The 12,505-nt window shown below is 75.6% G+C and carries 6 protein-coding genes; 4 read left to right on the forward strand and 2 right to left on the reverse strand.

Annotated elements, in window-relative coordinates; all coding sequences use genetic code 11:
- Together EDF38_RS11670 and EDF38_RS11675 are read left to right on the forward strand one after the other, a co-directional pair.
- Complete coding sequence (locus EDF38_RS11670) at positions 1 to 3,162, forward strand: UrvD/REP family ATP-dependent DNA helicase (protein ID WP_158613368.1); 3,162 nt, start codon at positions 1 to 3, stop codon at positions 3,160 to 3,162.
- Positions 3,159 to 6,443, forward strand: coding sequence for an ATP-dependent DNA helicase (locus EDF38_RS11675; RefSeq protein ID WP_199734710.1), 3,285 nt, complete (start codon positions 3,159 to 3,161; stop codon positions 6,441 to 6,443). Before EDF38_RS11670 ends, EDF38_RS11675 begins: the two co-directional genes overlap by 4 nt.
- Here EDF38_RS11675 and EDF38_RS11680 read toward each other — a convergent pair.
- On the reverse strand, positions 6,440 to 7,441 hold the full coding sequence (locus EDF38_RS11680) for a phosphotransferase (RefSeq protein WP_123356016.1): 1,002 nt from the start codon (positions 7,439 to 7,441) through the stop codon (positions 6,440 to 6,442). The genes EDF38_RS11675 and EDF38_RS11680 overlap by 4 nt on opposite strands.
- Before the next feature lie 74 nt (positions 7,442 to 7,515).
- On the opposite strand from EDF38_RS11680, the gene nudC reads away from it, so the two are divergent.
- Together nudC and EDF38_RS11690 are read left to right on the forward strand one after the other, a co-directional pair.
- Positions 7,516 to 8,448 (forward strand): NAD(+) diphosphatase, encoded by a 933-nt coding sequence (nudC, locus tag EDF38_RS11685; RefSeq protein ID WP_123355566.1) that lies wholly within the window; start codon positions 7,516 to 7,518, stop codon positions 8,446 to 8,448.
- Entirely contained in the window at positions 8,445 to 10,157 is a 1,713-nt protein-coding gene (locus EDF38_RS11690) for an ATP-dependent helicase (protein ID WP_123355567.1), read from the forward strand. Before nudC ends, EDF38_RS11690 begins: the two co-directional genes overlap by 4 nt.
- A gap of 881 nt (positions 10,158 to 11,038) precedes the next feature.
- Here the strand turns inward: EDF38_RS11690 and EDF38_RS11695 are convergent.
- Positions 11,039 to 12,481 (reverse strand): zinc-dependent metalloprotease, encoded by a 1,443-nt coding sequence (locus EDF38_RS11695; protein WP_123355568.1) that lies wholly within the window; start codon positions 12,479 to 12,481, stop codon positions 11,039 to 11,041.
- Positions 12,482 to 12,505 lie beyond the last annotated feature (24 nt).

Raw genomic sequence — 12,505 nt, forward strand, 5'->3', positions numbered from 1 at the left:
ATGACGACGACGGCATTCCGCCCCGTGGCCGAGGGCCGACGCGGCGACGCGGCGACGCGGCTCGACGACTCCCAGCGGGCCGTCCTCGCCCTGCCCGACGGTGTCTCGGCCGCCGTCATCGGGGCGCCCGGCAGCGGCAAGACGACCACGCTCGTCGAGTTCGTCGTCGACCGGCTCCAGGTCCGGGGCCGCGACCCGCGGTCGGTGCTGGCGCTGACGCCGACGCGGTCGACGGCCACGCGCCTCCGCGACGTCCTGGCGGCCCGGCTCGAGGTGCCGACGCCCGGCCCGCTGGCGCGCACCGTCAGCTCCCTGGCGTTCGACGTCGTGGGGCACGCCGCCCGGCTGGCGGGCGAGGCGCCCCCGACGCTGCTGACCGGCGGCGACCAGGACACGGTCGTGCGCGAGCTGCTCGACGGGCAGGCCGTCGACGGCACCGGGCCCGCGTGGCCCGCCGAGCTCGGGCCCCGGGTGCGCGAGCTGCGCGGCTTCCGCACCGAGCTGCGCGAGCTCCTGATGCGCCTCACCGAGCAGGGCGTGTCGACGGCGCGCCTCCGCGAGCTGGCCGCGCGTCACGACCGGGCCGGCTGGGCCTCGGCGGCCGACTTCGCCGACGAGTACCGAGCGGTGGTCGACGCGATGCCCGGGCGGCGGCTCGACTCGGCCGAGCTCGTCGACTGGGCCGTGGCCGCGCTCGACCGGGGCGAGACGGCGCCCGTCGTCGACGGGCTCGAGGTCGTCCTCGTGGACGACGCCCAGGAGTCGACGCGGTCGACCGTCGCGCTCCTCGCCGCCCTCGCCCGCCGCGGCGTCGCCGTCGTGGCGCTCGGCGACCCCGACCTCGCGACGAGCGCCTTCCGCGGCGGCGTGCCCGACGTGCTCGGACGACTCGCGCCGCGCCTCGGCCTGTCGTCGGTCGAGACGATCTGGCTCAGCACGGTCCACCGGCAGCCGGCCCCCCTCCGCGAGCTGACGTCGAAGGTCACCGACCGCATCGGCACGGCCGCGGCCGGGCGGCAGCACGCCGCGGGCACGGACGCCGCGGCGGCCGCCGACCCCGCCTGGTCGACCGTCGCCCCGGTCGTGGCGGTGCGGGCCGACAGCCCGTCCCACGAGGTCTCGTCGGTCGCGCGCCTCCTCCGCGAGCACCACCTGCTGCGCGGGGTGCCGTGGTCGCGCATGGCCGTCGTGGTGCGCAGCGGCGGACAGGTCGGCACGGTCGCGCGGGCCCTGCAGCTCGCCGAGGTGCCGACCCGCACCCCCGTGGCCGGCCGCGCCGTGCGCGACGAGCACGGCGCGCGACAGCTGCTGCTCGCCGCCTCCGTCGCCGTCGGCCGCGACGAGCTGACGCCCGACCTCGCCGCCGAGCTGCTCGCCGGCCCGCTGGCCGGCTTCGACGCCCTGGCCCTCCGCCGGCTGCGCCTGGCCCTGCGTGCCGACGAGCTCGCCGGCGGGGGACTCCGCTCCGCCGACGCCCTGCTCGTCGAGGCGCTCTCCGGCCCCGGCCGCTTCGCGACGATCGACTCGCGGCCGGCGGCGCGGGCGGGTCGCTTCGCCGCGAGCCTCGACGCCGCGCGGCGGGCGGCGGCCTCGGGGTCGAGCATCGAGGAGGTGCTCTGGGGCCTCTGGCAGCGCAGCGGCCTCGAGGCCGAGTGGACCGCGCGCTCGGCGGGGCGCGGCATCGTCGCCGCCGAGGCCGACCGGCACCTCGACGGCGTCGTCGCCCTGTTCACCGCCGCCAAGCGGTACGTCGAGCGCACCCCCGAGGCCCCGGCCGTCGGCTTCCTCGACGCGATGCTCGGCGCCGAGGTGCCGGAGGACACCCTCTCGCCGCAGGCCTCCGCCGAGTCGGTGCTCGTCTGCACACCGTCGGCCGTCGTCGGCGTCGAGGTCGACGTCGTCGTGGCCGCCCGGCTGCAGGACGGCGTCTGGCCGAACCTCCGCGTCCGCGGCGGGCTGCTCGGCCCCGACGACCTCGTCGCGGCCGCCGAGGGCGACCTCCCGGGCGGCGTCCTCCCGAGCGCGGCCGGCGACGGCGAGCGTCGCGCGCAGGTGCTCTCCGACGAGCTGCGCATGTTCGCCCTCACCGTCTCGCGCGCCCGTCACCAGGTCGTGCTCTCGTGCACGGCGAACGACGACGAGGCCCCCTCGGTGCTCCTGCGCCTCCTGCCCCCCGACGTCCCGCTCGCGGGGGGAGGGCACCCCCTCTCGCTCCGCGGCCTCGTGGGCCACCTCCGGCACGCCCTCGTCGAGTCGCCCCGCGGACCGCGCGGGGAGGCCGCCGCCCGCGGGCTCGCCCGCCTCGCCGAGTCCGGGGTCGCCGGGGCGCACCCCGACCAGTGGTACGGGCTGACGGAGCCCTCGACCACGCTGCCGCTCGCCGACCTCGACGAGCCCGAGACGCACGTGCCCGTCTCGCCGTCCCAGCTCGGCTCCTTCGAGGAGTGCCCGCTGCACTGGTTCGTCGACCGGTTCGGCGGCTCGGCCCCGAACGCCGCCATGGGGCTCGGCACCGTGCTGCACGACGTCATGGAGCACGCGGACGACGCCGACGTGGAGGCGCTCTGGTCGGCCGTCGAGGCCCGCTGGCCCGAGCTCGAGTTCGAGTCGCCCTGGATCGCCGACGCGGAGAAGCGCCGCGCGCGTCAGATGACGGAGAGCCTCGCGTCGTACCTCCGCGACTTCGCGGCGTCCGGCGCCGAGCTCGTCGCGGCCGAGTCGTCGTTCCAGCTCGACCTCGGGCCGGCACGCCTCCGCGGCGCGATCGACCGCGTCGAGCGCACCCGCGACGGCGCCGCCGTCATCGTCGACCTCAAGACCGGGCGCTCGGCCCCCACGTCGCAGAAGGCGATCGACGAGCACCCCCAGCTCGGCAGCTACCAGGTCGCGCTCGCCGACGGCGCCATCGCCGAGGTGCCGCCGGGCACGCCGCCGGGCGGGGCCAAGCTCGTCATCATCTCCTCCGGGGTCCGCGGCAAGCCTTACCGGGAGCCCGCACAGGGCCCCTTCGACGCCGAGACGCTGCAGCGGTTCCGCGACCGCGTCGAGTCGGCGGCCGTCGGCATGGCCGGGCGCGTGTTCGTGGGCCGGCTCGACGACCACTGCGAGGGGCGCCACGGCGGCTCGTGCCGCATCCACGTCGTCGGGGAGGTCAGCTCGTGAGCGGGGCGGGAGGCGCCTCCTCGCCGGGGTCGACCCGCTCGGCGGTCGAGATCGCCGACGTCCTCGGCCTGCCGCGGCCCACCGACGAGCAGCAGGCCGTCATCGAGGCGCCGCTCGAACCGGCGCTCGTCGTCGCGGGAGCCGGCAGCGGCAAGACCGAGACCATGGCGAACCGCGTCGTCTGGCTGCTGGCGAACGGCCTCGTCGAGGTGTCGGAGGTGCTGGGCCTCACGTTCACCCGCAAGGCCGCCGGCGAGCTGGGCGAGCGGATCGAGCGGCGCATCGCCCAGCTCGGCGAGGCCGGGCTGCTGGGCGTCGACCCCGACCCGTTCGACGTGCCCACGGTCTCGACGTACAACGCCTTCGCCAACGGCGTCTTCCGCGACCACGCCATGCGGGTGGGGCGCGAGAGCGAGGCCCAGGTGCTCGGTGAGGCGTCGTCGTGGCAGCTCGCCCGGTCGCTCGTCGTCGGGAGCCGCGACGACCGGTTGGCGGGCCTCGGCCGGAGCGTCGACTCGATCACCGAGGCGGTGCTGCGGGTCAGCCACGCCCTCAGCGAGAACGTCGCCGAGGCGGGCGACGTGGCCGGCCTCGCCGAGCGCTTCCTCGACCTGGCGAGCCTGCCCTCGACGAAGGGCACCCCGTACAAGTCGGTGACCGACGCGGTCACGGCCGTCTCGGCCCTGCCGTCGCTGCTCGAGCTCGCCGAGCAGTTCGCCGACGAGAAGGCCCGTCGCGGGTTCGTCGAGTACTCCGACCAGGTGGCCCTGGCACTCGAGGTCTGCGAGTCGTCCCCCGACGTCGTCGCGGGCCTCCGGGCCCGTCACCGGGTGGTGCTGCTCGACGAGTACCAAGACACGAGCGTGGTGCAGACGCGCCTGCTCTCCGGTCTCTTCGCCGGCAGCGGCGTCATGGCCGTCGGCGACCCGCACCAGTCGATCTACGGCTTCCGGGGGGCGTCGGCGGCGAACCTCGGCCGGTTCCCGGTCGACTTCGGGGCCCGCGACGGGGCGACCTACTCGCTCTCGACCAGCTGGCGCAACGCCTCGCTCGTGCTCGACGCCGCCAACGCGGTCGTGGCCGAGCTCGGGTCGGGGGGCGTGGGCGTCGGCTCGGTGGGGGCCCTGCGTCCCCGGCCGGCCGCCCCCGTCGGCCGGGTCGAGGTCGCCGTCGAGCAGACCCTCGCGGCCGAGGCCGCCCGCGTGGCCGAGTGGCTCGCCCGCGAGCTCGAGGTCGACCGGGGCGTCGACGGCGGTGGCTCGACCCGCACCGCGGCCCTCCTGTTCCGCTCGAAGAAGACGATGCCGGCGTTCGTCGAGGCCCTGGCCGCGCGGGGCGTGCCGTACCACGTGCTCGGCGTCGGCGGGCTGCTGCAGCGACCCGAGGTCGTCGACCTCGTCTCGTGCCTCCGGGTGCTGCACGACCCGTCCGCCGGGTCGGAGCTCATCCGCCTGATGACCGGCGCCCGGTGGCGCATCGGCCTGCACGACGTCGCGGCCCTCCGCTCGGTGTCGTCGTGGCTCTTCGCGCACGACCACGCCCAGCAGCAGCTCGACCCGGCGGTGGCCGACGGCTTCCGCGCCTCCGTCGCCGTCGGCGAGCACGGGTCGATCGTCGACGCGCTCGACTTCGTCACCACCGCCCCCGACGGGCACCGACAGCTCGGCGGCCTCAGCCCCGAGGGGCTCGCCCGCCTGCGCCGCCTCGGGTCGCAGCTGGCCTTCCTCCGGGGGCGCGTGGGGCTCGACCTCGTCGACCTCGTGACGCTCGTCGAGCACGAGATGCTGCTCGACGTCGAGGTCGCCGCCGCCACCGGGCAGGGGCACGGCGGCGCCTGGCTGCAGGCGTTCGAGGACGAGCTCTCGGGCTACGTCGCGACCGACGACACGGCGTCGCTCGGCGGCTTCCTCGGCTGGCTGGCCGCCGCCGAGCGCCGCGACGACATGGGGCCCCGCAGCGAGGCCGGCGAGCAGGGCACCGTGCAGCTGCTCACGATCCACGGGTCGAAGGGCCTCGAGTGGGACGCCGTCGCCGTGCCCCGGCTGGTCGAGGGCGAGCTGCCGGGCACGTCCCGCGAGGGAGCCGGGTGGCTGGGCTTCGGCGAGCTGCCCTTCGAGTTCCGCGGCGACGCCGCGGAGCTGCCCGTGCTCTGCTGGCGCGGCGTCGACGACCAGAAGGAGTTCGACGGGGCGCTCGGGGCCTTCAAGGCCGAGCTCGTCGCGCGGCACCTCGCCGAGGAGCGCCGCCTGGCCTACGTCGCCGTCACCCGTGCCCGCGACGCCCTCCTCGTCAGCGGGTCGTTCTGGTCGACGACCGTCAAGCCGCGCCTCGCGAGCCGGCACCTGCACGAGCTGGTCGCCGCCGGGGTGCTGCCCGCCGAGTCGGTGCCGACCGCCCCCGACGACGAGGAGAACCCCCTCGGCGACGTCAGCCGCGAGCTCCCGTGGCCGGTCGACCCACTGGGGCCGCGTCGGGCCGCGGTCGAGGCCGCGGCAGCCCGGGTCGGGCGACTGGTCGACGAGCGGGCGTCCGCGCCGCCGGCGAAGGAGCTGGTGGACGGCCCGTGGTCGGCGGACATCGAGCTGCTGCTGCGGGAGCGCGACGCCGTCCGCGAGCGGTCGGGGTCGATCGACCTGCCGCAGCGCATCCCGGCGTCGCGCTTCAAGGACTACGTCCACGACCCCGGCTCGGTCGCGTCGGGGCTCCGGCGTCCGGTGCCCGAGCGTCCGTACCGCGCGACCCGGCTGGGCACCCTCTTCCACGACTGGGTCGAGCAGCGCTACCGGCCGACCGGCCGCTCCGAGACGCTCGACGCGACGCCCCTCGAAGGCGACCTCGACGACGACCAGCTCGGCGGCGACACGGGCATCGTCGACCCCGACGACGCGCGACGCCTCGCCGAGCTCCAGCAGACCTTCGGTCGGTCGGAGTGGGCCGATCTCGAGCCCGTCGACGTCGAGCTGGAGGTCCACCTCCCGCTCGGCCGCCGCACCGTCATCTGCAAGATCGACGCCGTGTTCGAGCGTGACGGTCGCTGGCAGGTCGTCGACTGGAAGACCGGCAAGGCGCCCGCGGACGACGAGGACCTCGACCGGCGGCAGCTGCAGCTCGCGCTGTACCGGGAGGCCTACGCCCGATTCCGTGGCGTGCCCGTCGAGCTGATCGACGCCGTGTTCTACTTCGTGGCGGACGACGTCGTCGTCGAGCCGGCGCACGTGGCAGGGCACGACGAGCTCGAGGCGCTGTGGCGGCAGGTGGAGCAGGGCCCCCCGGCGGCCTAGGAGTGCCGGCGCTCCGTGGTCTCGAGCAGCTCCTCGACGCCGTCGAGGTCGAGGGCCGACGTCGAGCCGGCGCCGATGCGCCCGCGGCGCTCGGACTGCAGCGTGTCGACGAGGTCGGTCATCATGCCGACGGCGTCGTCGACCACCTCGGTGTTCTTCGTGGCCGTGCCGTGCAGCAGCCACTTGGCGAGGTCGAGCTCGCGGTAGAGCGTGGCTCGGTGGCGGAGCTGGTGGTCGCTCGTGCCCCGGGCGGTCTCGTACGCGTCGAACGCGGCGTCGACGGCCCCGGCCGAGGGCAGGCCGAGCAGCCAGGCGAGGTCCCGGGCCGGGTCGCCGACCTGCAGGTCGTGCCAACCGAGCACGCCCGAGACGACGTCGCCGTCGACGAGCACCGACGACGCGTCGAGCGAGCCGTTGACGACCGTGGGCTGGAACTGCCAGAGCACCGAGTCCTGGATCGCCGCCTCCCACCGCTCGAGCAGCGCCGCGGGCAGCAGCTTGGTCGAGGCGGCCCGGTCGACGAGCGAGGCGGACGAGCGCATGGCCTCGAACGGCGTGTGGCTCGTGAGGCCGGCGTCGGTCACGAAGCTCGTCGGCAACTGGTGCACCGCGGCGACGCCGCGGCCGAGGGCCGTCGGCAGCCCCGAGCCGGAGGTGACCGAGGCGAGCCGGAGGCGCGTGCCGGGGACGAAGTCGTAGACGATGCCGCGTGTGCGGCCGATCGGCGCCTGCCCGCGGTACTGGGGCACGGCGAAGGGCAGGCGGCCGCGGACGCCCGCGCTCAGGGCGCGCAGCGCGACGAGGTCGGCGGACTGCTGGCCCTCGGCCTTCTGGGTGCGGGGCACGCGGACGACGAGGCGCTCGCCGCCGCGTCCGTCGAGGACGGCCGAGTCGAAGTCGCCGCCCGTCGTCGAGCCGTGCGGGGAGGCGGTCGTGACGTCCAGGTCGGCGACGGCGGCCGTGGCCAACGCGGCTAGAGTGAGGTGGGATCGGGCCATGCCCTCAGGGTAGGCCGACGTGCCCGGCCCCACTCCCCGCGCCACGCTGTCAACTCGCGATGATTGGTCGTCCGATGTCCTCGCCGCTCACCTCCCGCCTCCCCCTCTCGCGACACGAGGTCGACCGCGACTACCTCACCCGCGAGCGCCCCGACGCCGTCGACGAGCTGCTGGCCTCGGCCGACACCCGGGTGCTGCCGGTCTGGCACGGCCGCACGCTGATGGCGTCGTCCGAGCGCCTCGCGCTCCTCGAGCCGGCCGCCGTCCCGGCCGCCCGCGGCCACGTCTACCTGGGCCGGTCGCAGGCGCCCGACGCCGCCGAGCCGGTCGGCACGCCGATCGTCGCCGCGCTGCTCGACGACGAGCAGGCGAAGGGCCTCCAACCCGACGAGGAGGCGTGGGGCAGCCTCCGCATGTTCGGCAGCGACCTCAGCGCCCGCGACGTCGGCCTCGCCGTCGAGGCGATCGCCGTCGCGAACTGGCACGACTCGCACCGCTTCTCGCCGCGCACCGGTCGGGTCCTCGTCAGCGGCAAGGCCGGCTGGGTGCGCAGCGACCCGGAGGACGGCCACGAGGTCTTCCCCCGCACCGACCCGGCGATCATCGTCGGGGTCACCGACGCCGACGACCGGCTGTTGCTCGGCTCGAACGCCCTCTGGGAGTCGAACCGGTGGTCGCTCCTCGCCGGCTTCGTCGAGCCGGGCGAGTCGCTCGAACAGGCCGTCCAGCGCGAGATCTTCGAGGAGTCGGGCGTCCGCGTCGTCGACCCCCGCTACGTCGGGTCGCAGCCGTGGCCGTTCCCGGCCAGCCTCATGCTCGGCTTCACCGCGACGGTCGACGCCGTCGACCCGGGCGTCCTCGAGCCCGACGGCGCCGAGATCGTCGAGCTGCGCTGGTTCAGCCGCGACGAGCTCGCCGCGAGCCTCGGCGACGTGCTGCTGCCCGGCCGCACCTCCATCGCGCGCGCCATCATCGAGGACTGGTTCGGCGCCGAGATCGACCAGTGACGGAGGCCGCCGAGCTGATCGCGGGGCTCGACGAGCAGCAGCGCGAGGCCGCGCGACGCCTGCTCGGGCCGGTCTGCCTCCTCGCGGGGGCCGGCACGGGCAAGACCCGCGCCATCACGCACCGCATCGCCTACGGCGTCGCGACGGGGGTGTACGCCCCCAACCGCGTCATGGCGCTGACCTTCACGTCGCGGGCCGCCGCCGAGCTGCGCGGGCGGCTCCGGCACCTCGGTGCCGGGGGAGTCTCGGCGCGCACCTTCCACGCCTCCGCGCTCTCGCAGCTGTCGTTCTTCTGGCCGCAGACGATGGGCGGCCAGATGCCCCGCCTCCTCGACGGCAAGGGGAAGCTCCTCGCCCACGCCGCCGAGCGCCTCCGCCTGCGGCTCGACACGGCGTCGCTGCGCGACATGGCCGGCGAGATCGAGTGGCGGAAGGTCTCGCGGCTCACGATGGAGGAGTACGCGCTGAAGGCCCCGTCGCGCAGCCTGCCCGAGTCGGTGTCGGTCGAGGCCGCGCTCGACCTGCACGCCGCCTACGAAGACATCAAGGACGAGCGCCGGCAGCTCGACTTCGAGGACGTCCTCCTCGCCACGGTCGGCATGCTCGAGCTCGAGCCGCGCGTCGCCCAGCAGGTCCGCGAGCAGTACCGCTTCTTCGTCGTCGACGAGTACCAGGACGTCTCGCCGCTGCAGCAGCACCTGCTCGAGCTCTGGCTCGGCGACCGCAACGACCTGTGCGTCGTCGGCGACGCGAGCCAGACGATCTACTCGTTCGCGGGGGCCTCCGCCGACTACCTGCTCGGCTTCGGGTCCCGCTACGACGACGCGACGGTCGTGCGCCTCGAGCAGAACTACCGCTCTTCGCGGCAGATCGTCGACACCGCCAACCAGCTCATGCGCGGTCGACCGGGAGCCCTGCACCTGCACCCGGCCGTCGAGACGACCGGGCCCGTGCCTCCGGTCACCCAGTACCCGACCGACATGGCGGAGGCGCGGGGCGTGGCCCAGACGATCGCCGACGAGATCCGGTCGGGCGTCGCCCCGGAGGAGATCGCGGTGCTGTACCGCGTCAACGTGCAGGCCGCCGCGCTCGAGCGCGCCCTGGCCGACGTCGGCGTCACGACGCGCATCCACGGCGCGACGCGGTTCTTCGAGCTGCGGGAGGTCAAGGAGGCGCTGATGATGCTCAAGGGCGCCGCCGTCAGCATCGTCGGCGAGCCCCTCTTCAAGACGGTGAGCGACGTGCTGCGCTCGCTGGGCTGGACGCAGGAGGCCCCCGAGCAGCGCGGCGCCGTGCGCGACCGGTGGGAGTCGCTGAACGCCCTCATGGGCCTGGCCGAGGCGTCGCCCGAGGGCACGACCCTGCGCCAGTTCGTCGACGAGCTCTTCGCGCGGCAGCAGGGCCAGCACGAGCCGACCATGTCGGCCGTCACCCTCGCGACCCTGCACTCGGCCAAGGGCCTCGAGTGGCGGAGCGTCTACCTCGTCGGGCTCAGCGAGGGCCTGGTGCCGATCAGCTACGCGAAGGGCCTGGAGGCGATCGACGAGGAGCGCCGGCTGCTCTACGTCGGCATCACCCGCGCGCGCGAGCGGCTGCGGCTCTCGTGGGGGGCCGCCGGGCAGGGCCGCGGCGGGGAGCGCCGTCCGAGCCGCTTCCTGGAGGAGCTGCGCATCCGCAGTCGGGACGGGGCCGTGCCCGCGACGTCGTGACCTCGCCGGTGTCGTGGTCCACCCGGACCACCTCGGCGCAGCGGGCGACGTCGGCGGGGCTCGGACCGCCCGTCGCGGCCCAGCCCACGACCTCGAGCAGGCGCCGGGTCGCTCGGGTCGCGACCTCGCGCCGGACGAGGAGGCTCGTCGGCGGGGTGGGCGCCGTCACGAGCTGCGCGGCGATCGCGGGCCAGGCGGGGTCGACGTCGCCCGCGGCGAGGTGAAGGCACCGTGAGCAGGCGGTGACGCCGGGCACCACGGTCGGCCCGAGGCGCACGGACCGGTCGCCGACGCGGACGAGCAGGTGCACGACGTCGTGACGCAGCCACTCCGTCGACGCCGTCGGGTCGTGGGCCAGCCCGCCGACCACGAGCCCGACGCCGGGGAGGGACGAGAACGAGGAGGCGCTGCGGGCGTCGTCCGCCGGGCCCGAGCACGAGCGCCCGTCGACGAGCACGACCCCGAGCCCCTCCGACTCGAGCAGGTGCCCGATCTCGTCGGCGAGGGGCCCGTCGCCCGCGAGGCGGACGACGGCGGGCGGACCGATCCGGGGGCCGACGGGCGGGACGAGTGCCGGAGCGAGCCGCTCCACGCTCGCGGCGACCTCGTCGGGGTCGCGGCCGAGCTGGGCGGCGACGGCGCGCCAGCCGCCGTCGGCCCGGCCGGCCGCGACGGCGCCGAGCACGGCCTCGTCGAGCCGGGTGACGTCGGTCAGGACGAGCGACGGCGACTCGACGCCGACCTGCACGGTCGTGGGGTCGCGCCAGACGACCGGGGCGCGGGCGGGGAGCCGGAGCGGGACGGGGGAGGGCATCCCTCGAGGGTGCCGCACGCGCCGGCCCCGGGACGGGTTGTCCACAGGGTCGACGCCCGCGTCGGGCTCAGCGCCCGGGGGAGGAGGGCGCGTCGGGTGACGGACCGCCGTCGGTCGGCGCGTCGCCGTCGGTCGCGTCGCCGCCCGGGGCGTCGCCCTCGTCCGCGCTGCCGTCGAGGCCCTCGCGGGGTCGGTCGGCGCCCTCGTCCGCCAGCAGCGCCTCGATGGCCTGGTCGACGTCGTCGAAGGCGGGCTCGGTCGCCGTGAGACGGGCGACCAGCGCCTGCGGGTCGTCGATGTCGGCGCTCGTCGGCACGATGTCGGGATGGGCCCAGAGACCGTCGCGGCCCTCGGCGCCGACGGCGTCGGTCACGGCCGACCACATCGCGGCGGCCTCGCGCAGCCGACGGGGTCGGAGCTCGAGCCCGACGAGCGTCGAGAAGGCCGACTCGGCCGGCCCGCCGGCGGCGCGTCGCCGACGGACGGTCTCGGCCACGGCACCGGACCGGGGGAGGCGCGCGGTGGCCTGGGCGGTGACGACGTCGACCCAGCCCTCGATGAGGGCCAGGGTCGTCTCGAGCCGGGCCAGGGCGGCGAGCTGCTCGTCGGACTTCGGGGGGATCAGCGCACCGCTGGCCAGCGCCTCCTGGAGCTGTTCGGGGTTCGCCGGGTCGAAGCCGACCGTGAGCTCTTCGAGGCGGGAAGTGTCGATGGTGATGCCCTGGGCGAACTCGCGGATCGACGAGATCAGGTGCAGCCGCAGCCAGCGGGCGTGCCGGAAGAGGCGGGCGTGGGCGAGCTCGCGGACGGCCAGGTAGAGCTGCACCTGGTCGCGGTCGATGTCGAGGCCCTCGCCGAAGGCGTCGACGTTCTGGGGCAGGATCGCGGCCTGCTGGTCGTCGAGGAGGGGGATGCCGACGTCGCCGCCGGAGACCACCTCGGTCGACAGCTGGCCGACGACCTGGCCGAGCTGCATGGCGAAGAGCGTGCCGCCGACGCTGCGCATCACCTCGCTCGCCCCGGCGATGAGCGCCTGCATCTCTTCTGGGGCCTGCTCGCGCAGGACCGTGGTCAGCGACTCGGCGATGGACTCGGCGACCGGCTCGGCGAGCTGGCTCCAGACCGGCATCGAGAGGCGGGCCCACTCGGCCCGGGTCAGCAGCCGCGGCGCGACGGTCAGCTCGGACACGTAGGTCACGTCGTCGAGCCAGAGGGCCGCGACGTGGAACGCCTGCTCGAGGGCCGCGGCGTCGGCGGGCGAGGTCGGGACGGCGCTCTGCGTCCCCACGGCCGTGGCCTGCTCGGTGGCCACGGTCCAGTCGATGCCGTCGCCGCTGCGGTTCACGGCGTTCTGGAGCTGGCCCATGAGGCGGGCGATGAACGCGGGGTCGTCGGGGAGGCCCGCGGCGCCGGCCAGCTGCGACGGGTCGATGTCGGAGTCGCCGGACAGGAACTGGCGCAGCATGTCGCGGAACTCGTCCTCCGGCTCGCGCTGCGGATCATCGGTCATGACGACTACGCTAGCTGCTGGCCG

This window comes from Frigoribacterium sp. PhB160 (assembly GCF_003751785.1).
In the GTDB taxonomy this organism is placed as follows: domain Bacteria; phylum Actinomycetota; class Actinomycetes; order Actinomycetales; family Microbacteriaceae; genus Frigoribacterium.

Bases quoted from the DNA above. Each gene is read 5' to 3' on its own strand.
- EDF38_RS11670 (WP_158613368.1), top strand. From the start codon at position 1: ATGACGACGACGGCATTCCGCCCCGTGGCCGAGGGCCGACGCGGCGAC.
- nudC (WP_123355566.1), top strand. From the start codon at position 7,516: ATGTCCTCGCCGCTCACCTCCCGCCTCCCCCTCTCGCGACACGAGGTC.
- EDF38_RS11680 (WP_123356016.1), bottom strand. From the start codon at position 7,441: ATGGCCCGATCCCACCTCACTCTAGCCGCGTTGGCCACGGCCGCCGTC.
- EDF38_RS11695 (WP_123355568.1), bottom strand. From the start codon at position 12,481: ATGACCGATGATCCGCAGCGCGAGCCGGAGGACGAGTTCCGCGACATG.